The 23,872-nt window shown below is 50.5% G+C and carries 23 protein-coding genes; 14 read left to right on the top strand and 9 right to left on the bottom strand.

Annotation, left to right across the window (positions count from 1 at the left end):
- Window positions 1-44: 44 nt before the first annotated feature.
- Complete coding sequence (locus tag NHM04_RS11140; protein WP_254263870.1) at window positions 45-242, bottom strand: CsbD family protein; 198 nt, start codon at window positions 240-242, stop codon at window positions 45-47.
- A gap of 518 nt (window positions 243-760) precedes the next feature.
- On the opposite strand from NHM04_RS11140, the gene NHM04_RS11135 reads away from it, so the two are divergent.
- The 3 genes from NHM04_RS11135 to NHM04_RS11125 all read left to right on the top strand — a co-directional run bounded on the left by NHM04_RS11135 (window position 761) and on the right by NHM04_RS11125 (window position 3,043).
- Window positions 761-1,756 carry a family 43 glycosylhydrolase gene (locus tag NHM04_RS11135; protein WP_254263869.1) on the top strand — a complete coding sequence of 332 codons (996 nt, stop codon included), beginning with the start codon at window positions 761-763 and terminating at the stop codon, window positions 1,754-1,756.
- Between the two features lie 71 nt (window positions 1,757-1,827).
- On the top strand, window positions 1,828-2,160 hold the full coding sequence (locus NHM04_RS11130; protein WP_305881942.1) for a zinc ribbon domain-containing protein YjdM: 333 nt from the start codon (window positions 1,828-1,830) through the stop codon (window positions 2,158-2,160).
- A 136-nt stretch (window positions 2,161-2,296) separates the two neighbouring features.
- A complete protein-coding gene (locus NHM04_RS11125) occupies window positions 2,297-3,043 on the top strand; it encodes a glycoside hydrolase family 11 protein (RefSeq protein WP_254263868.1) in 747 nt (248 codons plus the stop codon).
- A 58-nt stretch (window positions 3,044-3,101) separates the two neighbouring features.
- Here the strand turns inward: NHM04_RS11125 and NHM04_RS11120 are convergent, their stop codons facing one another.
- Window positions 3,102-3,611 carry a protease complex subunit PrcB family protein gene (locus NHM04_RS11120; RefSeq protein WP_254263867.1) on the bottom strand — a complete coding sequence of 170 codons (510 nt, stop codon included), beginning with the start codon at window positions 3,609-3,611 and terminating at the stop codon, window positions 3,102-3,104.
- Window positions 3,612-3,952: 341 nt separating this feature from the next.
- On the opposite strand from NHM04_RS11120, the gene NHM04_RS11115 reads away from it, so the two are divergent.
- From NHM04_RS11115 to NHM04_RS11105, 3 genes are all read left to right on the top strand, one after another.
- Window positions 3,953-6,328, top strand: coding sequence for a glycosyl hydrolase family 18 protein (locus NHM04_RS11115; protein ID WP_254263866.1), 2,376 nt, complete (start codon window positions 3,953-3,955; stop codon window positions 6,326-6,328).
- Between the two features lie 208 nt (window positions 6,329-6,536).
- A complete protein-coding gene (ilvD, locus tag NHM04_RS11110; protein ID WP_254263865.1) occupies window positions 6,537-8,210 on the top strand; it encodes a dihydroxy-acid dehydratase in 1,674 nt (557 codons plus the stop codon).
- A gap of 271 nt (window positions 8,211-8,481) precedes the next feature.
- Window positions 8,482-9,423: an alpha/beta hydrolase gene (locus tag NHM04_RS11105; protein ID WP_254263864.1), complete on the top strand. Its 942-nt coding sequence runs from the start codon at window positions 8,482-8,484 to the stop codon at window positions 9,421-9,423.
- Between the two features lie 295 nt (window positions 9,424-9,718).
- Here the strand turns inward: NHM04_RS11105 and NHM04_RS11100 are convergent, their stop codons facing one another.
- Complete coding sequence (locus NHM04_RS11100) at window positions 9,719-10,153, bottom strand: hypothetical protein (RefSeq protein WP_254263863.1); 435 nt, start codon at window positions 10,151-10,153, stop codon at window positions 9,719-9,721.
- Between NHM04_RS11100 and NHM04_RS11095 the strand changes: the two genes are divergently transcribed.
- The 3 genes from NHM04_RS11095 (at window position 10,143) to NHM04_RS11085 (ending at window position 13,577) form a co-directional block, all read left to right on the top strand.
- Window positions 10,143-12,362, top strand: coding sequence for a TonB-dependent receptor (locus NHM04_RS11095; protein ID WP_254263862.1), 2,220 nt, complete (start codon window positions 10,143-10,145; stop codon window positions 12,360-12,362). The genes NHM04_RS11100 and NHM04_RS11095 overlap by 11 nt on opposite strands.
- A 325-nt stretch (window positions 12,363-12,687) precedes the next feature.
- Window positions 12,688-12,930 carry a TIGR02647 family protein gene (locus NHM04_RS11090; protein WP_254263861.1) on the top strand — a complete coding sequence of 81 codons (243 nt, stop codon included), beginning with the start codon at window positions 12,688-12,690 and terminating at the stop codon, window positions 12,928-12,930.
- Between the two features lie 98 nt (window positions 12,931-13,028).
- A complete protein-coding gene (locus NHM04_RS11085; RefSeq protein ID WP_254263860.1) occupies window positions 13,029-13,577 on the top strand; it encodes a DUF3617 domain-containing protein in 549 nt (182 codons plus the stop codon).
- Between the two features lie 210 nt (window positions 13,578-13,787).
- On the opposite strand, the gene NHM04_RS11080 is transcribed toward NHM04_RS11085, so the two are convergent.
- Window positions 13,788-14,165, bottom strand: coding sequence for a DUF1622 domain-containing protein (locus NHM04_RS11080; RefSeq protein WP_254263859.1), 378 nt, complete (start codon window positions 14,163-14,165; stop codon window positions 13,788-13,790).
- Window positions 14,158-15,786: an FAD/NAD(P)-binding protein gene (locus NHM04_RS11075; protein WP_254263858.1), complete on the bottom strand. Its 1,629-nt coding sequence runs from the start codon at window positions 15,784-15,786 to the stop codon at window positions 14,158-14,160. Before NHM04_RS11075 ends, NHM04_RS11080 begins: the two co-directional genes overlap by 8 nt.
- A 440-nt stretch (window positions 15,787-16,226) precedes the next feature.
- Between NHM04_RS11075 and NHM04_RS11070 the strand changes: the two genes are divergently transcribed.
- Entirely contained in the window at window positions 16,227-17,687 is a 1,461-nt protein-coding gene (locus tag NHM04_RS11070) for an Nramp family divalent metal transporter (protein WP_371872543.1), read from the top strand.
- Between the two features lie 74 nt (window positions 17,688-17,761).
- Here the strand turns inward: NHM04_RS11070 and NHM04_RS11065 are convergent, their stop codons facing one another.
- Window positions 17,762-18,160, bottom strand: a complete 399-nt coding sequence (locus NHM04_RS11065) for a RidA family protein (RefSeq protein WP_254263856.1) — start codon at window positions 18,158-18,160, stop codon at window positions 17,762-17,764.
- A 159-nt stretch (window positions 18,161-18,319) separates the two neighbouring features.
- Between NHM04_RS11065 and NHM04_RS11060 the strand changes: the two genes are divergently transcribed.
- Together NHM04_RS11060 and NHM04_RS11055 are read left to right on the top strand one after the other, a co-directional pair.
- Window positions 18,320-18,901: a TetR/AcrR family transcriptional regulator gene (locus NHM04_RS11060; protein WP_254263855.1), complete on the top strand. Its 582-nt coding sequence runs from the start codon at window positions 18,320-18,322 to the stop codon at window positions 18,899-18,901.
- Window positions 18,902-19,040: 139 nt separating this feature from the next.
- Window positions 19,041-19,316: a hypothetical protein gene (locus NHM04_RS11055; RefSeq protein ID WP_254263854.1), complete on the top strand. Its 276-nt coding sequence runs from the start codon at window positions 19,041-19,043 to the stop codon at window positions 19,314-19,316.
- A 212-nt stretch (window positions 19,317-19,528) separates the two neighbouring features.
- Here NHM04_RS11055 and NHM04_RS11050 read toward each other — a convergent pair whose 3' ends face one another.
- Together NHM04_RS11050 and NHM04_RS11045 are read right to left on the bottom strand one after the other, a co-directional pair.
- On the bottom strand, window positions 19,529-20,167 hold the full coding sequence (locus tag NHM04_RS11050) for a response regulator transcription factor (protein WP_254263853.1): 639 nt from the start codon (window positions 20,165-20,167) through the stop codon (window positions 19,529-19,531).
- A gap of 11 nt (window positions 20,168-20,178) precedes the next feature.
- Window positions 20,179-21,333, bottom strand: a complete 1,155-nt coding sequence (locus tag NHM04_RS11045) for a sensor histidine kinase (RefSeq protein WP_254263852.1) — start codon at window positions 21,331-21,333, stop codon at window positions 20,179-20,181.
- Between the two features lie 162 nt (window positions 21,334-21,495).
- On the opposite strand from NHM04_RS11045, the gene NHM04_RS11040 reads away from it, so the two are divergent.
- Both NHM04_RS11040 and NHM04_RS11035 read left to right on the top strand, forming a co-directional pair.
- Window positions 21,496-22,263: a MipA/OmpV family protein gene (locus NHM04_RS11040; RefSeq protein ID WP_254263851.1), complete on the top strand. Its 768-nt coding sequence runs from the start codon at window positions 21,496-21,498 to the stop codon at window positions 22,261-22,263.
- Between the two features lie 12 nt (window positions 22,264-22,275).
- Complete coding sequence (locus NHM04_RS11035; RefSeq protein ID WP_254263850.1) at window positions 22,276-22,776, top strand: hypothetical protein; 501 nt, start codon at window positions 22,276-22,278, stop codon at window positions 22,774-22,776.
- A gap of 120 nt (window positions 22,777-22,896) precedes the next feature.
- Here NHM04_RS11035 and NHM04_RS11030 read toward each other — a convergent pair whose 3' ends face one another.
- Window positions 22,897-23,871: a TIGR03915 family putative DNA repair protein gene (locus tag NHM04_RS11030; RefSeq protein WP_254263849.1), complete on the bottom strand. Its 975-nt coding sequence runs from the start codon at window positions 23,869-23,871 to the stop codon at window positions 22,897-22,899.
- Window position 23,872 lies beyond the last annotated feature (1 nt).

Below are 23,872 nucleotides of genomic sequence, written 5' to 3'. Positions count from 1 at the left end.
CAGTCGAAATACATACTCGACTGCGGGTTTAAACTCAAAGGGTGTTACAGACTGTCAATAAAGTCGTTAACTTCCTTTTTCGCATCCTCTTTTGACTTGCCATACTTGGCTTGAATTTCACCTTCTAGCTTTTCCCGGTTTCCTTCAATGCGGTCCAGATCGTCATCGGTGAGTTTACCCCATTGCGCCTGGGCACTGCCTTTCAGTTTATGCCAATTACCTTCCAGTTGATCCTGATTCATAGTCGTACCTCACTTCATTAAAATGAAATTGCTAATCAGTGTTTAATCCTCGGAAATTCATTCCGGTGAACGAATTCCTGAATAGGATAGTGGTGAAGGAGCAGGTTGCATGCCAAAGCCAAGTTACGCAGTAATTAATCCGTGCAAAAACGCCCAAGGCCCGCGATCTGGCGTCTGTGCTGCAGAACTTCGTGTATAGCGAGAAGTAAATACGAGCAAATTTTTCAGGCTCGAGCGGTAAGTTTTTCTCTATTTTCAACTCGTTGAATAATTTTTACATTTTATCCATTGGCTTCGGTATTCTGCGCCTTTTAATCGCATCTATTGTTATTAGCGCATATTCGACGGTTGGCCGATGCTAATGGGTGTTAGCATTTTTGAAGCATTCTCAATGCGATTTGCTAATCAAAAAATACTGTAAGATTGCTGTTTTGGACACAATTATTAGAAAAGAATCGAGAGCCTTGTTATCCATTTAATAATGCTAAAACGCAGCTGGAAACCTGAAGGAAAACCCTATGATGAATAAACTAACCAGCTTAATCGCCTCTGCTGTGATGGCCGGTGCCGTGACAGGCTGTGCTCAACACTCAGCTGAAGGCCAAAATGCCCCAGGTAACCCTCTTGATTTTGGTGGAAATTTGCGCACCGCGGATCCCTCGGCCCATGTGTGGAACGACGGCAAAATTTACGTGTACACCTCACACGATGAGGAGTGTCAGGAAGACTTCTGGATGAAAGATTGGTACGCCTTTTCATCCACCGACCTAAAAAACTGGGAGACCCATGGTCCGCTGCTTTCTGTTGACGACTTAACCTGGGCTGACAACTACGCCTGGGCACCGGATGCCGCCTATAAAAACGGTAAGTACTATCTGGTGTTTCCCGCCGGAACTGGCCATAAAGACCGGGTTAACCCCGAAAACAGCACCAAGTGGATGGGCATCGGCATCGCAGAAAGCGACTCGCCCACCGGCCCCTTTAAAGACATGATTGGCGCGCCGCTGTGGCGTACCCCCTACGCCAACGATCCCAGTATGTTTATTGATGACGATGGCCAGGCATATTTATACACCCACGCCAAAGATCACGATTACCACGTCATCAAAATGGCCGATGATATGCGTAGCACCGAGGGTGATCTGACAAAAATGGATATGGGCGGATACGAACCTAAAATGGAAGGTCCCTGGGTCTTTAAGCGCGGCGACTGGTATTACTACACCATGCCCGAAAATAACCGTGTGCTGACTTACTATATGTCTAAATCGCCAATGGGCCCCTGGGAGTACAAGGGAGAAATTATGGGGCAGGAGCACAACAGCAATAACCATCACTCTATTGTCGAATACAAAGGACAGTGGTTCTTGTTTTACCATCGCTGGTTGGATATTGATTCGGCTTGTGGTCGTCAGCGCCATGTGGCCGCCGAGTACTTATACTTTAATGACGATGGCACCATTCAGCCGGTTGATAGAACCGAAAAGGGGGTGAGTGATTTTGCCGATCGGTAAAACACTTAAAGGCCTTTGATCCTGACGGTAAGGCGCTATAGGATGGCGCCTTATTTTTAGCGGCGAATATTATGTCATTACCTCCCTGCCCCAGTTGTCAGTCTGAATACACCTATCAAGATCAAAACTTATTGATTTGCCCCGAGTGTGCCTACGAATGGAATCCGGATGAGCTGAGCGATGAGGGATTTACCGTTCAGGACGCCAATGGCAACCTACTGGCCGAGGGAGATACGGTTACTTGCATTAAAGATTTAAAAGTCAAAGGCAGCTCACAACCGATAAAGATCGGCACCAAAGCGCGCATTCGACGTATTGTTGAAGCTAAAGACCACCAGTTGGATTGCAAGGTTGATGGCGCCGGCGAGATTATGATCACCGCTAAGTTTGTAAAGAAGGCTTAGCATTTTACGGCTTGGCTCTTACGCCCCCAGCCTGTTATAGTCAATAAAACCATAACAGGAGAGCCTTACTGTGAAAACCTTTATTCCTTGCAAAGCCGTCGCTTTGCTAGCTGCGTGTGCGCTGGCAGGCTGTGTAATGTCCGAGCAACAGGCAGCAACCAACGATAGCTTGGCCGTTGCGGGTATTGATAAGTTCGAGGCGTATACCCAAGTCTACCCAGAACAAGTCCATTTAACGCAAAACCATGCTACAGGACACGTTGGAAATTTTTTCTTCACTCACTGGAAAGACGGCGGCGCGGCCTCGTTGAGCTTGGATGATCAGGGTAGCTTTACCGTCAACTGGGAAGGCGGCGGTTATAACTATGTGGGCGGCCCTGGTTGGCACTATGGCGATAAAGACAGAGTGATCGGCTACCGCTTTGACGAAGACAGTGGCGCCAACTTTATTACCCTGTACGGCTGGGGTTACGACGAGTCTATGCCCACCAGCGATCCGGCGCATTTGGTGGAATACTATATTCTGCAGCGCTTTACCTATAACCCCAGTAAAGATGGCATTTTCGGCAAAACCTTTGTCAGTGACGGCGTGGAATACTCCACCTATCGCACCGTGCGCGAGCAAAAGCCCTCTATCAACAGTACGTCAACGTTTTATCAGTACTGGAGCATTCCTACCGAGCAGCGTGAGTTGGGCAAAGACTATAAAATTGTGTTTGCCGACCATGTGCAGGCCTGGGCCGATACCGGCTGGATTATTCCGGATATGAACAACTTTAACGCCAGTGATGACCCGACCTATCAGGTGATGGCGGTAGAGGTGTTTAACCCCCCCAGCGACGGCACCGCCTCGGGGCAAGTGTGGGATGCATCCGAGCAATAGTTTTTATTCCAAGGCCGCATGCAGCGGCCTTTTTACCCCTTAACGGATAGGGTGCGGACTATTCTTCTCCACCGCAACTACCCTCTTCCGTTATTCCGGAATAGGTCACCGATAAGTCGCTTTTTGCCATCGAGATAAAGCAATAAGGATGAGCAATAACGGATGGGTAAGCGCAATCGCCACTGGAATTGGGCAAAATATTGGTATAGCGCACTTCAATCCTGTCCTCTACTTCTACCACCTGATCTATGCGCAGGCTGTGGCCCGGGTTGGGCTTGCGCCCGGCGTGCATCGCCACCACCTGTTGGGTATCAAAATCGATAGTGGGAATGTCATCCTGATTGTTTAAATCCGAAACCCCGTACACCTCGCGAAAGCGGTGTACGTCGGTAATAACCTCGCGGCTTGGCTCGTCAATGGTGGTGTGCCAGCTTCTGCCGCATTCAATCACCTCATAGGCGTAAGGCGTGCCCGTATTGTCATGGCCGCTATTGTGCGGCTCGTCGTCACTACCGCCGCAGCCGAAAAGAGTAAGCGCAATGGGCGCGAGCAAATAGACAGGTTTCATTTAAGCTCCTTGGTTTCAGTCCGTGAATCTACAGCGGGTAGCCTAACAAAGCCGAGCTCGCTGCGGTGTTAAAAACCTTAATGTCGCGCTTGATTGCCACCGGTTGGGTGGAAACAATTGTGATCGTTATCACGGCCCAGTGCCTATTCTGTGAGCTCCGCCGGGTTTTTGATGATCAAACCTTGACCACCTCACCGCTTCTGTCGGCATAATCGGACAACGTTGTCATTTTATGGCTTAAGCCCAACGTAAGTAATGACAACCGGCGGCAGTACCGAAAGGTGGCAGCGGGGTTTATCTGGCCTTTCGGCATCGATCAATAAAAACATCAAGGAATTACTATGCGATCAATTGGTTTACTCTCCCTTTGCGCGGCATCCGTTTTTACGGTGCAGGCCACACAGGCCGCGGACTGCTCCAGTCTGAATAGCTGGGACAGCACCACCGCTTACACCGGCGGTGCTCAGGTAAAATACAGCGGCGACGCCTACCAAGCCAACTGGTGGAGTCGGGGCGAAAATCCTGCCGACAATTCCGGTCAGTACCAATCCTGGACCGATTTGGGCGCTTGTGACGGCAATAGCGGCGGCGATACCAACCTTGCCCCCACCGCTAACGCCGGCGGCCCCTACAGTGCCACTTTGGGCAATGCGATCGCCTTCGACAGTGCCGCCTCCAGCGACAGCGACGGCAATATCGCAAGCTACAGCTGGGACTTCGGCGACGGCAATACCAGCACCCAGGCCAGCCCCTCCTACACCTATGCTAGTACTGGAAGCTTTAGTGTTTCACTGACGATTACCGACAACGACGGCGCCACTGACACAGCCTCCACTACAGCTACCGTAAGCCAAGCCGGGGGTGGCAGCGGCGACTGTAATGCGCCTGTCTATCAGGCTGGCACCGCCTATAGCGCGGGTGATGTCGTCACCAACGTGGGCCATACCTACACTTGTGACATTGCTGGCTGGTGCTCGTCCAGCAGCGCCTGGGCTTACGAGCCGGGTGTGGGCAGCGCCTGGCAGCAGGCCTGGAGCGATAACGGCGCCTGCGATGGCACTGCCCCGACTAATCAGGCCCCAAATGCCGATGTCGGCGGCCCCTACTCGGGTACCGTGAACACCGCCATCAGCTTTGTCGGCAGTGGTAGCGATGCCGACGGCACTGTAGTCAGCTATAGCTGGAGCTTTGGCGACGGTGCCAGCGCAACCGGCGCCAGTGCCTCTCATAGCTATACCAGTGCCGGTAGCTATGAGGTAAGCCTAACCGTGACCGACGACGACGGCGCCAGCAGCACGGCCAGTGCTCAGGTTGAAGTTGTACCGGCTAATCAAAACCAGCTGCCCGTAGCGCAAGTGAATGGCCCTTTTACCGTGGATGCCAATGTGAGCATTGCGTTGTCCAGTGCGGGTTCGGCCGATGCCGATGGCAGTATCGTTAGTTACGCGTGGGATTTTGGCGATGGCAATAGCAGCACTCTAGCCAACCCCAGCCATAGCTACAGTGCCGATGGCTTCTATACCATTACCCTCACCGTCACCGATGATGAAGGCGCTACCGACAGTGCCGTTACCAGTGCCAACGTGGGCAGTGGTGGCAATGGTAGCGGTGGCGACAAGGTTGTGGGCTATTTCGTAGAGTGGGGAATTTACGGCCGCGATTACCATGTTAAAGACATAGAAACCAGCGGCAGCGCCGATAAGCTGACTCACTTAGTCTACGCCTTTGGTAATGTTAAAAACGGCCAGTGTGTTATGGACGACTCCTACGCGGCTATCGATAAAGCCTACGATGCGGCGGGCAGCGTAGACGGCGTGGCTGACTCCTGGGAGTCCGACGCTGTGCGCGGTAACTTCGGCCAAATTAAGCGCCTAAAGCAAATGCACCCCAACCTTAAAGTGGTGTGGTCATTCGGCGGTTGGACTTACTCCAGCGGTTTTGGCCAGGCGGCGCAAAACCCGCAGCAGTTTGCCAAATCCTGCTACGACCTGGTGTTCGATCCGCGCTGGGAAGGTGTGTTTGATGGCATCGACATCGATTGGGAGTACCCCAACGCCTGTGGTCTTGAGTGCGACAACAGCGGTTTCGACGCCTATCGTGAACTCATGGCCGCCTTGCGCGCCGAGTTTGGCAACAAGCTGGTGACCTCCGCGATTGGTGCCGGTGAGGCCAAGCTGGTGGCAGCGGACTACGGCGGTGCGGCTCAGTATCTGGACTTTTATATGCTGATGACTTACGACTTTTTCGGTGCCTGGGCAGCGGAAGGTCCCACCGCCCCGCACTCGGCGCTGTACACCTATGATGGTATTCCACAGCAGGGTTTTACCACTAATAATGGTGTGCAAACCCTGAAAAGCCTGGGCGTTCCCGCCGAAAAAATCCTGCTGGGCATCGGCTTTTACGGGCGCGGTTGGACGGGCGTCACTCAGTCCGCTCCGGGTGGTACTGCCACAGGCCCTGCCAATGGCACCTACGAAGACGGCATTGAGGACTACAAAGTCTTGAAAAATACCTGCCCTGTCACTGGCACCTTTGCAGGAACCGCGTACGCCCACTGCGGCGACAACTGGTGGAGCTACGATACCCCGGCGACCATTATCAGCAAGATGAACTACGCCGAGCAGCAAGGTCTGGGCGGCGCCTTCTTCTGGGAGCTGTCTGGCGATACCGCCAACGGTGAACTGATCCAGGCCATTGACTCAGGTCTGGGTAATTGATCGTCAACAAGTGCTAGTTCACTGCAACCTAAGCGGCCTCTTATGGGGCCGCTTTTTTTATGTCATCTCAATATGTGTGGTGCTAACAGCTTCTCTCTTAGGCACATCATCTAGCCATTAACCTGCCCCCTGTTTTGCGAAAGCTCAAGTCCTGTAAGCTATGCTCACAAGGCCTTCTAAATTTACGTTCAATGTTAATGGGGTAGCCATGACCGATAAGCGCAAATACTCATCCAAAGTCGTCGACGGTATTGAAAAGACACCCGCCCGCGCCATGCTGCGAGCGGTGGGATTTAATGACGATGACTTTAAAAAGCCGCAGGTGGGTATTGCCTCGACCTGGAGCATGGTCACCCCTTGCAACATGCATATCGACAAATTAGCGGATGAAGCCTGCGCTGGCGCCGACCAAGCGGGCGGCAAAGGCGTGGTGTTTAACACCATTACCATTTCCGACGGTATTTCCAATGGCACGGAAGGCATGAAGTACTCGCTGGTATCGCGCGAGGTGATTGCTGACTCTATCGAAACAGTCGCCGGATGCGAGGGCTTTGACGGGCTGGTGGCTATTGGCGGCTGCGATAAAAACATGCCCGGCTGCATGATCGGTTTGGCGCGGCTCAATCGTCCCTCGGTGTTTGTCTATGGCGGCACCATTAAACCCGGCGCCAATCATACCGATATCGTTTCAGTGTTTGAGGCAGTGGGGCAGCACGCCCGGGGCGATTTATCGACCATTGCGGTTAAGCAGATTGAAGAAACCGCCATCCCCGGCCCCGGCTCCTGCGGCGGCATGTACACCGCCAACACCATGGCTTCGGCCATTGAGGCGCTGGGCATGAGCCTGCCGGACAGCTCGGCGCAAGAGGCAGTGTCATCCTCCAAAGCCGAAGACTGCCGCCGCGCCGGCGCTGCAGTGCTGGAGCTTTTGGAGCAGGACATCAAGCCCACCGATATCATGACCCACAAGGCGTTTGAAAACGCCATTACCGTCACCATCGCCCTGGGTGGCTCGACCAATGCCGTGCTGCACCTGTTGGCCATGGCTCACGCGGTGGATGTGCCGCTCACGCTGGATGATTTTGTGCGCATTGGTCAACGTGTGCCTGTCCTGGCCGACCTGCGCCCCAGTGGTCAGTACATGATGTCCGAGCTGATCGCGGTAGGTGGCATTCAGCCGCTAATGAAAATGCTGTTGGACAAAGGCCTGCTGCACGGCGATTGCCTGACCGTCACCGGCAAAACCCTGGCCGAGAACCTGGCCGGTGTTAAGCCCTACCCGGCGGAGCAACAAATCATTAAAGATTTTGATAACGCCATTAAAGCTACCAGCCATCTGGTTATCCTTAAAGGCAATTTGGCTCCCGAGGGCGCGGTGGCGAAAATCACCGGCAAAGAGGGTTTAGTGTTTACCGGCAGCGCTCGGGTCTTCCATTCCGAAGAAGAAGCGCTAGAGGCCATTTTGGGCGGCGCTGTGGTTAAGGGCGATGTTATCGTCATTCGCTACGAAGGCCCGCGTGGAGGCCCAGGCATGCGCGAAATGCTCAGCCCCACCTCGGCGGTTATGGGTAAAGGCCTTGGCAATGACGTTGCCCTGATTACCGACGGGCGCTTTTCCGGCGGCAGCCACGGGTTTGTGGTGGGGCACATTACCCCCGAGGCCATGGATGGCGGCCCCATTGCCATTATCGAAAACGGCGATGAAATCACCATTGATGCCGAAAACGCTCAGATCAGCCTGAATATTCCCGACGCGGAAATCCGGGCGCGGCTGGGGAAATGGCAACGGCCCGCGCCGCGCTATACGCGCGGGGTACTGGCTAAATTTGCCAAGACTGTCTCTTCCGCATCGGAGGGTGCGGTGACGGATAAAGAGCTTTAGTCACAGACCATAAGATTGCTAATGGCGCCGTTTATATAAGGCGCCATTAACAATTAAGAGGGCTTTGATAGCATGCCAGTGCTACCGTTTGGTGCCCCTACTCTTCAACTCCAACCACGCAAAACCTGAGCTTTCGATTAGCTTAGATGGCTGTGTCGGTGTTTTCTCTCCATAGTATTATGTCAATTATAGTCTGTATGACTATAATGCGATTCGGGGTGCGAGGTTTTGGCCCTAAAAATAACGCATAACTAATTTCTGGAGAGCAACAATGCTAAAGATAAAAACCAAAGGGATGTTCGCTTCCCTAATCATGCTGTTTTCGCTATCAATCGGTGTTTCGAATGCTCAAGACGGCAAAATGTACCCCATGGAAGCACCGGCAGAGCCTGATGCCATTGCTTTGAATACAGGCGGTGTAGAAAACCAAAGCGCCGATGAGAGCTGGTTTCGCCAATGGGGTGACCCCATGGCCCGCAATATTACCAAGGCCACTTTAACCCCCGTATTGGCTGACCCCGCCAAGGCCACAGGGACTTCCGTAATTGTTGCCCCGGGCGGCGGATTTATGTGGTTATCGATGGGCAACGAAGGCTGGGAAGTCGCCGAAGCGCTGGCGGCTCAGGGTATTAATGCCTTTGTTTTGAAGTATCGTCTGCAACCCACTGCGCCAGAGCTAACAGATTTTGAGCAGCAAATGAATCAGCGTTTTGCCGAGGCTGCTGAATCCACCGATGAAAACAAACAGGAAGCTCCGCAGCGCCCGCGCTGGGATCTTGCTAACCAACTGCAAGACGTGGAAGCGGCCTACGCCCTAATTTTGTCTCGCAAAAAAGAATGGGGTGTAGATCCTTCACGTATTGGCATGATCGGCTTTTCTGCCGGCGCCGGGTTAACCATGCACACCACACTCAATTCTAAAAAAGTCGACCTGGCTTTTATTGGTCCTATCTACGGCGGTATGAATTCGGTGGATGTTCCCGCGAATGCACCGCCAATGTTTGCGGCGATTGCGTCCGATGATTTTCTTTTCCATGGCCAGTTTGGTTTGATTCAAAGCTGGTATGAAGCGGGCGTTCCCGTAGAATTTCATTTATACCAAAATGGCGGTCACGGATTCGGCTTGGGAAATCCAGATCGAACCAGTAATAAATGGTTTGATGCGTTTATGCACTGGCTGGATGTGAATAAGTTTTTGGTCGCCGCTGACTGAAAAATACTTCAGGGGCCCATGTTATCGGTGGGCCCTTTTGCAGTTATCAGGCTAGGTCAAGTCGCTATTGCCAATACCATTACCTAATAGATAGTTACACTCTGCACGCGTTCAGCAAATAGTTATCCGCAAACGCAATCTACGGTGAATTAAATTTTTTATTTCGATGCGCCAATTGATGCTTAACACATTAGTCGCCGATTTTACGAATCAGTGCCTGTAACAGATGAATGCAAACCCATCGTTTTCTGCCCCAATGCTGGGCAGAAGCTTTCAAAAAATAGATAGTTTAGTGTTAGAAAAAACGACCCTTACTATATAAATTGCTAGCAACATCTTTAATGTCTGATAGCGCCCAACGCCCGGCCTCAAGCGCAATCCCCACTTTTTGATCGACAGACTTTTCGCAAATCTTTCCGAACGAATAATAACCTTGGCCAATGCATTGGCCTGATATGTGCGTTACCGGGTCGGTCATGTCAGTGGCGTATTTTGGTTTTAAATTATAAATCTGAGTATTGGGGGCGTTTGCGGCTATCTGCAGCAGAAGTTGGATATTACCTACAAAACGTACTAAACCTATGTGTGACCAAAATTGGTTATAACACTGACTAAAATCAATTAACCGCTTTAATGTCTTTACAGTAGAGGCTGGACGAGTTGGAAACCTAAAGGGAATAGCTATGAAAATGTTGAAGACTAAACGCAGCAATGCGTCTATGTCGTTCATTGCAGCTGCGTCTGTGGCTGCAGCAAGTTACGCAAGTACCACCGCCGCACAGGATCAGCAAGATCCCCCGCAAGAACCCCGCAAAACCCCCCGAGCCATTGAAGAAGTGATGGTCACCGCGCAAAAGCGCTCTGAAAGCGCACAAGATGTGGCCATCGCCATTTCGGCATTTAGCGGTGAGGACCTGGAAAACATGGGGGTGGAAGCCGGTATAGAAATTACCCAGCGCGTGCCGAACATGAATTACTTTGCCATTTTTGGCGAAGCGTCCAGCCCCTCTATGACATTGCGCGGTATCGGTTTATCTAACTTTGCGGATACCTGGGAAGCCCCCGTAGGACTATACGTAGATGAAGTGTACCGCGGCAATCCGGCCGGTTCGGGTATGCAATTGTTCGATGTAGAGCGCGTTGAGGTATTGCGCGGGCCACAGGGTACGCTGTTTGGCCGCAATACCTCCGCCGGTTTGGTGCATCACATTACCAACGACCCTACCGAAAGCTTTGAGGCCGATGCGAGCGTACAGCTGGGCAGCTACAACCAGCGCATTTTTGAAGGTGCGGTTAGCGGCCCCCTGAGCGATAGCGTACGCGGCCGTTTTGCGGTTAAAAAGAACGACAGCGATGGCTGGCAAACCAATGGAGTGGATGGCCAGGACTTGGGCACCACCGATACCTTGGGCTATCGTGGCAAACTGGCGATTGATTTTACCGACCGGGTAAATTTGTTGCTGGATGTGCACGGCAGCGAAGCCGATCAGCAAACCGTCGGCTTTGTGCACATGGGTTATCTGGACCCGGCCGATACCACAACCTTTTGTTCGGTGTCGCGTATTCAGAACGGCGAGTGTATCAGCAGTATCGACGGCGCTGGTACCGGGCGTGAAGAAGCCGGCGGCTGGGGCCCCAAGCACGTATCTTCCGGTGCGGCAGGCGGCATCAAAACAGAAATTGAAACCTTTGGCGCCTCGGCAAAACTGGTGATATCCGCCGACAACTTTGATATCACTTCGATTACCGCGCTGGAGCAAATGGATAAGCTACTAGAAGACGACTTTGACGCGACAGCGGTGGTGTGGTTTGACGAACAATACAAAGCCGACACCGAGCAGTTCAGTCAGGAGCTTCGTATCAGCGGTGCCACCGACACCATGGACTGGGTATCGGGCCTTTACTATTTTAAAGATGATCGCGACCTGATCACCCAGGCGCCGACCACGACCGATGCGGATAACTTTGGCGGCTACTGGCACAATGAGTATATGGATCAGGACACCGAATCCTACGCGATTTTTGGTCAGATCGATAAAATCTTAACTCAAACCCTGTCGTTAACCATTGGCGGTCGCTACACCTGGGAAGAAAAAAGCGCCGAGCTCAGTAACCGTGGTGAGCCTAGTTACTATGGCGACCAATACTTTAACGATACGATTAACGAAGAGGGCTTTAGTGGTCGCTTGGGGCTGGACTACACGCCCAGCGACAACACACTCTACTATGTCAGCTTATCCAGCGGCTTAAAGTCTGGCGGCTTTAACGGCTCTTACGTCGGCAGCCAGGGCGCCTTTGGGCCGGTGGAAAAAGAAACCATGACCAGCGTTGAGGCTGGCTATAAAGCAACCCTTGCCGGTGGCCGTGCACGTCTGAACTTGGCGGCGTTCGCCTACGAGCTGGAAGACTTTCAGGCTCAGCTGTGGGACTCCTCCACAGGCTCTGCGGATATCTCTAACTTAGGTGATGTCAGCGGGCGCGGTATCGAAGCTGAACTCACCTACCTCATTACCGATAATTTTGAAGTTATCTCCAGTGTGGGGCTGTTGGACACCGAAATTGACTCAGATTTAATCACCAATGTTGGCGGTCAGGAGATCGCAATCGACGGCAACGAAATGCCCTCGGCTCCCGGTATCTCGGCCAATCTGGTCGCGCGTTACTATCTAAACAACTGGACCTTGCAGGCAGATTACACCTGGGTGGACGATCATGAACTGCAGCTGGAAAATGACCCCTGGTCCAAGCAGGACGCTTACGGCATTACCAATGCCCAGGTATCCTGGAGCTCGGGCGCTTGGACGGTGACAGGTGCGGTGAAAAACCTGTTAGACGAAGAATACTTCACCTACCAAAACACCGGTGGCGACGACTGGGGTTACGCCGTCTGGGGCGCGCCGCAAACAGCCTACGTGAAATTTAATTACAGCTTTTACTGATTAACCTAAACCGCACGACCTAAACACAGGAACGGCTTGCCGTTCCTGTGCTGTATTGGCGTCAGACAGAAACGCTAAAAACCCCTCAAAGTTAAGCTTCGTCAACAGGCGTGCTTCAGCTTCCAGACCTTCACTAGTCCACCGCTCACGTCGAAACATGCTTGCACCCACACTGTAAGTCGATAGCCTCACACAAATATGGATTGGCAATGCTTAATTGATAGTGCATTTAGGCAAAGTCAGTCTATTCTTATAACCTCTAGGCGCTGCTCTAAGCGGATGCTGACCACGGCACCAATACCACCACAACAATTAGAGGTATCTTATGCCATTTTCACAAGACCAGCTAAACGAACTGAACCTGCTCGCGCTATTTTCTTCCTCGTCGAATCAAGAGGGCATAAAAGTTCATCGACATTCCGCCGATCCGGCCACCGTAGCGGCCGCCGAGCGCTTGCACGAGCGCGGCCTTGTCACTCAGCCAGATGGCGGCTACCTCACCCCACTGGGCAGCGAAATTACTCAGCAGGTGCATAAACTATTGTCAGTACTCAGCAGTACTGCATAATCGCTTCTCGCGGCTAATTTTCATTCAAATGGCCGCATTTACCGGAGCAGAATTTATAGGTTGGCTCGATCAATCCACTGGCGAAAAGGACGACACTGATGAATACCAATCACAGCTTTCGGACGTTAACGACACTTGCAGCATTGCTACTCTCGGCGGGCTTGGCGCAAGGCGCAGAGTCACAAATGAAACCCGGCCTCTGGGAGCATAAAATTGAGTTCACCAGTGAGAGCGGTGAAATGGAGAAAATGATGGCCCAGCTGCGCCAACAAATGGAGAACATGCCCGCCGAGCAGCGGCAGATGATGGAAAAAATGATGAAATCCCGAGGGGTGAATTTCGACTTTAAAAGTCAGGCTTTTAAAACCTGCCTAACCCCCGAACAAGCCGCCCAGGGCAACCTGAAACTAATGGAAAATAACCACTGCGAAGAGACCTCGCGCGATACTAGCGGTGACAGTACCACCATTCACTTTATCTGCAGCGGCGATACGGACGCCGACGGCAGCATCACCTTTGATGGCGACAAACACTATTCGGGAAAGTCCAACGCCACCGTCGAGTTTCAGGGGCGGCCCGAAAAAATGACCATCGCACACCAGGGCGAATGGCAAAGTAGCGACTGCGGCGAAATCAATCCCCATTAAAGCATGTAGTGAGGCGCTGTCTGCGCCTCACACGAAAGCGAGCCAAGCCTTGTGTTGGGGTTAACTCGCGCTTTATGCGAAACACATTTAAGTGAACGAAAATTTTACGGGATGCATTTAGAGATTTTCAAAATTGTGGGATACAAGCGCGGCTTATTTCGCTTGTATCCCATTGGTGTACCACTAACATCAATTATTTTCCTATTTGTCTTACTCAACATGACGCTGATTTTTTGCAGATGTTGCGTTCTGCCACGGCCAGCGACCAGTTAACTCTACATCAAGGGTAAAGCTAAGAAAGGTGCGAATAACGACAATAATGGCCAGCACGCCTACGGTAGTAAAAGTTAGCTCTACCGCCACAGTATGAATAATATCAGCTGCTACTAATAGCTCCAGACCTAGCAGAATACCCCGCCCCAACTGACTTCTGACGCGAGCATAAATCTCGGTAAAGTCGCGCTTTCTAATTACCTCGAAAGCACCATAGGCTAATATATAGACCGATGATACGACTATGATTAATATCCCTATTATTTCTATGATAGCCGCGCCCCATTCGGCAAGTGGCTCTACAAACTCAATCATTAGCAACTCCATCTAACTTTCTTTCGTTTAGATCACTTTGAGAAATTCTGGCGATAAAACTCTTGCTAACCGCCTCAGCCATTTCGGCGCATACGGTAATGCCTTGGACAAAAGGCTTGATTGGCATTAGGTAAGGTAGCGCAACTAATGCGATGCGCTCGCCTTGACTGTTTGGGAGAGCAAGAGTGAAATCATCGTTGATCGGCGGTTTAGTGTAATGTTCCTTGAGTAACTGATTTCTCAGTCGAGGAAAAGGAAAATCCTCCAGACTAGCCGCTTTCTGCCCTCGCGCTTCGATAAACACATCAAAGCTTAGTTGCTCGTGGTCAGTTTGTATAATCGTTTTACCTGATCGAGTTTCCAACTCGTACTCGTCTCCCAAGGCTTTAACATCGATGACGCCCGCACGTCTAAGAGCCAAAATTCGCCGAATTGACTCGGGCGGTACAGCAGCGTAATTATCGATGAACACCCGCTTTAGCCCCTGCTTAAAGCGCTGGCGATCTTTCGCATTAAAATGTGTAACGGCGGGCTCTATAGCTTCGTGCAGTCGCAGTAGCGTGTAACGCCAAGCGACCGTATGACGGTTTCTTTTATTGTCTATAACCTCGTCCAAATTCTTTTTTGCCCAATTAAACGGGTTGTGCTCTTTTCGCGATAAAAAGTAGGCATCCGGAAAGTTATTCGCATTCAGTGTCTGTAGTGCAATTCGCTCACTCCACTCGGGAGCATTGAGTTGGAGTTCGCGAACCATCAGAGAAAATACGCGATCCAGTAGACCTTCTGAAGTTTCGCCGATCTCTCGGCTAACCGCCTCAGGGGTTGCTATGGTTAACGGCTGGTGCGGAATGGGACAGTAAAAATCAGCTTCGGGTAGAATACCGGAACGGGACATTAGCGTAATGTTTAAGTCGACACTTGCGGGTTTTACTTTAAACTGCAAATCGTTTTCGGTACTGTTTCTCTGTTCCACAAAGTGTCCATGCTGAACAGCCACCGCCATGGCAGCATCTATGCCACTTAACGACGCGCCCCTGATTCCGATACTTGCCGCGGGAATATCACTCTCAATTAGCCCAGACCAAGGGCTTGCAAAGTACCCCGGCTTATTTTTTGACTCAGACGGCCAAGAGTGCCCAGTGGCGACTACAATAAAGTCAAATTCAGCTGGCTCAGCCTGACCTTCCACCCAAAGCCTGCAGCAGCTTTGTGCGTCAAGATCAACCACGGTACTACTCTCTTGCACACAAATGTGGTGACCATTATTTTGGCCTCGCTCAATCAACCGCTGCAACTGATTGTGAAAATAATGGCCAAGTAATACGCGGGGCAAAAACTGTCGATCATGCAAAGACTCTTTTTTTACCCTGTACTTGCTCAAAAAAACATGGCTTTGGTCTTGCAGCCAATCCAGGTAAGAGCATGCCAGAGGCGGAATTTCTATACTGGCGATATTCGCCAGCATCACTGAATGGTTGTTGTGCTCATCAAATGGCATTCCCACCCCGGCCACTTTGCGAGACTCGTAAAGCGTAATGCTTAACGGCACCCCACACTCAATTAAACCGGCCAAGGTGTAAAGGCCCGTGGGTCCGCTCCCGATAATTGCAATTCGCTGCATAGGTGGTTCGCTCTTTGTTTTGCGTTACATAGCCGAATTACCTTAGTTAGCAATTTCTTTGCCTATAGGCTCCGCCTAGTACCGCGGCTGGTGAACTTGAACCGTAATCAAGCGTTTTTGACTGATGAGAAAGTAGGATTAATTTGATGGGGCAAAGAAAATGAATAGTGTGGGTATTGAAATTATACGTCTAGGGTATTCAACAGCGATGGGTATTTCTTCTTCTCATGCTTTCCAGGCCTTAGTTTTCTTCAGAAGCTTGCGGCTTTTTACGTAATACCGCGCCAAGCCTCTATGCTTCCGATTAGCTAATCACCCAGGCCGGGAGACGAAGGCATCAATCCTCGACGTACTTTTTATTCGTATTTAAAGCGCGCGACTGGCTTCAGATTTGCTGAGTAGCTTCTAATTTTGTCATACCGCTCACTCTGAGCAGATCTTTGAAACATTGCGAGGAAATCTTGAAAAACTTACATGTTCGAACCTGTACGCCCCAGCCACCCCAGGGTTGGCACAAGTTACGTTGGTACGGTCCAGGTTTGCTGTGGATGTTATCAGCGGTGGGCACAGGCTCTATTTTGTTTACTCCTCGCGTAGCCGCTGCCTACGAGTACCAGTTGCTGTGGTTACTGCTGCTGGTCGTTTTTTTTATGTGGGTAATGATACGGGAAATGGCCCGTTATTCTATTGCCAGCGGTCAAACCATGCTGGAGGGAATGTACAGCTTAAAAGGCCCCAAAGGTTGGGCGGTGTGGTTTATATTGTTGCCGCAATTGTTGGCGGCCGGTGTCGGTATTGCAGGTTTAGCAGGCGTGGTGGGTAGTGCGTTACAAAGCTTTTTGCCGGGCAACGCAACTTTGTACGCAGCAGTTTTAATTGGCTTATCCACTCTGGTGGTAGCCGGCGGCCAGTATTCGGCGCTCGAACGCATAAGCCGTATTATGGCGTTGGTATTAATGGTTATGGTCATCGCCGCGGCATTGGTCGTTTCACCAGATACAGCCAAAATGGCTGAAGGCTTAGTACCCGCCTGGCCTAAAGAGTCCGAGCTGTACATCATTTTACCTTGGGTGGGAACAATATTGGCCGGTTCAATGGGCATTGTTTGGTTTGGCTACTGGACCGCTACCAGAGGCTTTGGCGGAGGCCTGGAAAGCCGCGATAAAGACGACGAGTGTAAACAGGCAGCCCCCGCTGCTGAGGATGACAACAAGGTTGTAAAGTCTCAGCGCATAAAAGATTGGGTTAAGGTCATGACTGGCGCGGCCACATTAGGCGTGGTTGGCGGCTTGTTGGTGATCACTGCATTTCTAATCTTGGGGGCTGAATTACTCGGCGGCGGCGACATTCCAAAGGGCGCTGATGTTGCCACGGACTTAACCAGCCTGTTTTCTGAGGTATGGGGAAGCTGGGGTGAATACCTCTTGTTGGCCGCTATTATTATAGCTCTGGGCGGCAGCGTGCTTGCCAACCAGGACGGCTGGGGTAGAAGCTTCGCAGATATGACGTTAATCCTTACCCGCGACTTACGCGATGGTAGAAAGTCTAGCAAAACCCTCGCATTGGAAAACTGGCTGAACAATAAAACGAGTATCACGCTTTTTAAGCGAAAAACCTTAAAAAGAATTTTTGTCGTTACCGTAACCGGCATTATTCCGGTCTTTATAGTTTTACTGTTTAAAGACCCGGTTAAAGTTATGTCGGCATCAGGCATAGTCGCCGCATTACACACTCCATTTATTGCGCTTACGGCGCTTTATGTTAACCGCACGCGTCTGGCCCATGACATACGCCCCGGCATTATCGCCACCGTAAGCATGACACTAGCGGGGCTGTTCTATTTAGGCTTTGCGGGGATCTATTTATGGGATTTGGTAGCGGGCGGCTCTGGTTCAGCTTAAACCGGCCGCATGTCGGGCATTGCAATCATCAATGACGTATCCATGGGCTAGAGGAAAAGCTGCTGCCAGCAGTTTTAGTGTACAGCCGGAATTCGTGCGACCACTTTAATTTCAAAATCAAATCCTGCCAGCCAGTTGACGCCTACCGCCGTCCAGTTGGGATAGGGTTGCGTACTGAATTCCTGCGATTTGACCTCCATGATCTGTCCAAACTGATTCTCTGGGTCGGTATGAAAAGAAGTCACGTCTATAACATCGTCCAGCGTGCAACCTGCGCCCGCCAGTACGGCCTTTAAATTTGCAAAGGCCAGCTCGACTTGTCGTTTAAAGTTTGGCTCTGGAGTGCCATCTTCACGGCTACCTACCTGTCCCGAGACAAACAACAAGTCGTCGGACTTTATGGCAGCAGAGTAGCCGTGGGCCTCGTATAAGGCGTGCCGGTTAGCGGGGAATATCGCTTGTTTCTGCATCATTGAGTACCTTTGCAATGAGATTAAATCATTTAGCATTTCACCATTTGGGGGCGAAGCGGGTTCAGATTTCAGGCCGAATATGGATTTAACATACGCCATGTATGTTAAATTAATTCACATACGCAACGTATGTCAAATGTTTTATGGGATAATGTCCCCATGAATAAACGTGATGAAAGTGCTCGCCAGAACAGAGCCAAGTTGATTACCGCAGCCCGCAAGGCGTTTGCCCAGCATGGCTACGCTGCAGCGTCTATGGATGAGCTGACCGCCGAGGCGGGTCTTACCCGGGGGGCGCTGTATCACAGCTTTGGCAGCAAACGCGGATTGTTTGCGGCGGTGGTAGAACAACTGGACTCAGAAATGGCCGAGTACGCGCAAGCCGTGGGCAATAGCGCCGCGGGCGATTGGGAGGGCTTGCTCGTCGAGGGAGCCGCCTATATTGAAAAAGCGCTAGACCCCGAGGTTCAGCGCATTGTGTTACTGGATGGCCCCGCCGTATTGGGTGACCCGTCACAGTGGCCCAGCCAGAGCAGTTGCTTGCAAGCTACCATTGCCATTGTGGAGAAGCTGATACAGGAAAAAACGGTAAAACCGGTGGATACCGAAGCTGCAGCCAGGTTGCTCAATGGTGCGGCGCTCAATGCGGCGCTGTGGGTGGCCGCCAGCGACTCACCCAAAAAAGTACTGCCCAAAGCTATCGAGGCATTCCGCGCTCTGGCGACAGGTTTATTATACTAAGCGTCAACGCGCACTTTATTGCGCTACTGAATCAGCCGGAAAACCTGTAATAATTAGCCAGAGTGTGCGAACGTCTTACGCAGGTTGTGAGGCAAGGCTTTTGTATTGAACCTAACAATAACTCTCCTCGAATAGAGCCATGAAATCAGACCCTAAAAAACTTATCGATAAAAACCAAAACCTTATCCACTCCGAGATGATGAAAGTCGTCTCGCATGTGCAGCGCGATCAGGGTGAATGGGTGCTGCATACCGTAATGGTCGAGGACTGTGATGTACCCTTTAAGTTTAAGCGCAAAGGCAAATATCAAAGTCTAAAAGGCGCACGGGTGAATATGACCTACTACCCCGAGACCGAAAAGGTCGCGGGGATGGATTTTGAGATTATGAAGGTTGTACGTATTAAACGCGGATAATTCGTTTAAAACTACCTAAGAGCACTTCGCTTATATTTAAGCGAAGTGCTAAGAGCTAGCATCCACTGCATTTTTCGACGAAAAAGCCTTTATGAAAGTTAATATAAATCGTCAATATTTACGACTAATCAGCTAGTTTGTCGATGACCTTACAGATCGGGACCGATCATAGAAGAGCAGAACGATAAGCTCGATTTAACTGTTAGGATTGACTAAAGAATACCCAAATCCATCGCCTTTAGTACCGCGCGCGTACGATCTTTAACCTCTAATTTTGAGAGAATTGAAGAAACTTGATTTCGCACCGTTCCCTCGGAGCGAAAGATCGCTCCGGCTATTTCATTATTCGTATACCCGGCTGCCACCAATTGTAGTATTTGCTGCTCTTTCTCGGTAAGCGGTGATGCCATCACCTTATGCCTCTCGCCTACGGGCAGCACCTGATTTTTAATACGCTCGGTCACCACTGGCTGCATCCAGTTCTTACCCTCGGCTACGGTTTTAATCGCATTGACTAGGGTATTAAGGCTTACATCTTTCTTTAAATAGCCTTTGGCACCCAGCCTGAGGCACTCCAGCACCAGGTCGTGCTCGTCAAAGGTGGTTAAAACGAGAATATTAAACGATATGCTTTCTTTCTCTAGCGCCTGTAAAAGCTCTAGCCCGCCCATAACCGGCATACGAATGTCCAGCAACACCACGTTTGGTGACATGGACTGAAGCATATCTAACGCCTGCTGCCCATCCCAGGCTTCGCCACAGACATGAATATCACTGTTTAACGACAACAGACTCTTTATGCCTTCTCGAACCAAGGTTTGATCATCGACCACCAAGACATTGATCGTCATGGCTATAACTCCTAACTGGGAATGTCTATATTCAGGTTAAAACCACGGGTGTCGAAATCGATGTCCATTGTGCCGCCCAGATTTTCTACTCTTTCTTTCATTCCGGTTAGCCCATTACCCCAAATAAAGCCTTCCGAAACGCCTCCGTTGTCACGGTAGCAAAACCCGAATGATTGGTGAGATTTAAAAATAGAAATTTCAATACTTGTGGCTCTACTGTGTTTTCGCGCATTGGTCAGCGATTCTTGGGCACATCGAAACAAGGTTTCGGCCAGTGTCGCGCTTTGCAAGTTAAGGTCATCTTGAATATTCAGAGACACACGGCCTTCATCGGTCGGCTGTAAAAGGCTTGCAACCGCGCGCTCTATATCAATATTGGTATTGGCTCTGATATCAGTAATCGTTGCACGTATATCGCTTAGCAGTAAACGTGAAATATCGCGAGCCCGATGTACGTATTGCAATGCATGTTCGGGTTTAGCATTAATGGCCACCTCCAGTTGCAAACTTAATGCGGTTAAGTGGTGACCGACCTGGTCGTGCAAGTCACGGGAAATGTGCAATCGCTCATCCTGCTTTGCGGTCTCACTCAATAAGTACTGAGTGGCCCTTAGCTCACGCAAAAGTTTTTCAGATCGTTCTTTCTCGCGGCGCTCAGACATAACCGCAAACCCAATAACCAAAATCGCTAAATTAAAAAGTACGTATAAAATTGCACCATGAATAGCATAGGGAATAGAGTGGTAATAGTGATCAATTAGCCCGCCCGACATTGTCGGTACCACAGCCAGAACCAAGCAGGTTGGCAAACTGAATATTTGCGTTGCGCGATTAACCATTAGAATAGTAAGAATGCTGACGAACGACAGCTCATACAGCAACATCAGTGTATAGGTGGCGGCAAACGCTAAAGCAAAAAAATGTCGGCGGTATCGGCTTAGCTTTTCCAGTCCACCCCAAAAAAACTCTAAGACCAAGTAGCTGGTTACCACCGCAAGCAAGGTGGCGATGACGTACTTAGGCACAGCCAGAGTTTTCACCCAGCCCCTGGGGTCTTCAAAGGTTAGCGTCAAGTAGGCCACGATAAGACCTGTGCATATTGCCAGTATTCGCTCCAACGTTCGCAGTTCGTATAAAGACGCTAAAAAGTCATTTTTCTTTGGCATCGTTAAATTCTACCTGTGTGAGCGCCTAGCTGGCATGTGTCATATGTCATTATCAAAATTTGGCTGGATTCATGACAATTGACACATGCGATTACCGGATCCGAGGGGTACGCTTTTGCATCGAAACTGAGTGGAACCTTTACCGGAAACAGGGATTAGATCATGTGGCGACTACTTTTTACAGCTACCTTGTTGAGCCTGATGCTAGTATCGAAAACCAACGCGGACAGCCGTTGGCACGTTGAGGTAGGCGGCGGCGGGGCTAGCTTTCAAGCGCCTTGGCGGGGTGTGGGGGTTGAATCGACGCCTTTGCCCTATGTTACGGCCCGTTACGGGCGCTGGGGATTTGGGGTAGGTGAAGGCCTGGTTCAATACACCTTAATGCAATCCGACCTTCAGGTAGAGGTCGGGCTTGGCTATCGCGATGAAACCTACCAAAGTAACTTTTCGCTGGTTGATTACGACTCCGACGATGCGGTATTTAACGATTACAAAAGTCCCAAGGGCGAAGTCACAGCCAGAATGCAGTTCAATTACAGTTACTTTCATTTACGCCTGGCACAAGATATTCAGGGTCGCTCCGAAGGTGGCACCGCCCTTCTCAGGGCGGACATACCTGTTTATAGGCACAATAGGGGTTGGCAGGTATCCACGCGAATTGGCGCCTACTGGCTGCAAGATAAGTACGCAACCCATGTGTTCGGTGTCTCGCCCAGCAACACCAACGAATCGGTTGGTCGATATCAGTATCAAGCGGATAGCTCACTGAACTACTTCACCGGGCTGCAAGTTTACGTGCCGGTGGGGAAACGCCACTCAGTTCGCGGCTTCGCACGCTATGAGCGGCTGGACAGCGAAATCAATAATAGTCCACTGGTGGGGCGAAACTATCGCGCACAGTTAGGCATTATGTACGTAGTCACCTTATAGACGGACATACCTATGAATTTTTCAAGACAACTAAAGTGTATCGGATCGCTAACCGGCATAACGTTGTTAGTCGCCTGTGGGGGCAATAGTGATCCGATTACCAAAGAGTTAAACCGACACTTAGAGGTGGATATTCAGGATTTTGATGTCGATAAGTCAAGCCTGTACCCGGGCCAGTCGCTTCGTATCGAATGGCGCTCTGAGGGTGCTGTATTGTTTGATGCCCGCCTCTACCTGAGCGAAGACCGAACAATATCCAATAGTGATATTCGAGTTATCGACGAAGAGTGCGGTGTCGAGCACAACGACCATTGTCATGCTGCACGCGAAGTAGAGTTCACCTGCGACTTTGACTCAGACAACTATTTTAGCTGTTATGAAGATGGTGACAATATTGGTGCTGAAGATCTGACCGAATATTTAACTCAACTGCCTTTTGAAAACTACTTGATACTAGAGCTATGCAGTCACGGAGACTGTGAAACAAGAATTACTCGTCTAACTTTTTATTAAGTCTAGTCACCTTCAACCCGCTATTGAGATACCAATGAAGGAGCGCAGTGTCCCGCGAATGATTTTGGGGAAGCACTACTATGCCAATATCTAGCGCTGCAAATACGCTCTACCGAGCTGTCAATTTTTGGGTGGGGCGCTCGACACTTCCTGGCGTTTTTTCTCGAGTGTTCTTTGAATCTCAAACTGAGCGTTGCGCAGGGCCGATGATTTTCTACTGAGCCTATCGGCCGGTGTGCGCTCATTCTCCAGCATTTTTTGCGTTCTCGCTGAGGATTGTTCGATTAACTCGGGCAGCAACTCCGCTTCGGGTAAATTTTTCCAATATTTTTTAGGCATCTCCGATTGCATTGCTTGTTCTTTTAAGCGAGCAGGGTTGTATATGCTTTTATAATAGGTTTTCCACATGCCGTGCATCGGGTCAGCTAAACCGGCCGGCTTTTCGCAGCCGGGAGCAAGGCGCAGCTCTGCTTGATTCCAAAATACGCATTGATCCGGAGTTAAAATACACCAATGCATACCGGTAAAACGCTTGGCAAAAAAGGGCGAAAGCTTTTCTACAATTAGGTGGTCGGGTTCAAACCAGGCGACAAAGCAGCTCTCACCAGAAGAACCATCACCTGATATATTCCGCTTTAAAAATTCAACTGACTCTGCATTAATCAGCGAGGGTAAACAGGAGAACTCTAGATCATTAAAGCGCACAAAGGCTTTCATTTTGTGCATATCGCGAGACACTGATTTGGCCATGTCGCGGGCAACGATAACATCGCTATCGGTTAGGTCGTGAATAATATGGCGGCTATGGTTTTGTAGCTTCCAGGCTAGGCGGTACAACACCTGCCACTTCTTGCTGTCGCGATAGCAGGCCGCGGTCTCCGCCAATTCCACAAACGCTTTGGGCATTGTAATCGCGGGCTTTCGCCCTGCAGGAACTAAACTGTCTATTTCATCAAGCGAATCAGCCATAGGCTCGAACAGGCTGTGTTGGTTGCCAGAACCCCACTCAATTTCATCGGGGCTGATGCGAGCCTGCAAAAGCGATCGGGCGCAGCGGCGCCATTCGCGAAAATGATTCACATTGAAATAATACATA

This window comes from Gilvimarinus sp. DA14, from assembly GCF_024204685.1.
Classification (GTDB): Bacteria; Pseudomonadota; Gammaproteobacteria; order Pseudomonadales; family Cellvibrionaceae; genus Gilvimarinus.
Note: the sequence above shows the minus strand (reverse complement) of the source record. Positions and strands in the feature narration are given on the sequence as shown.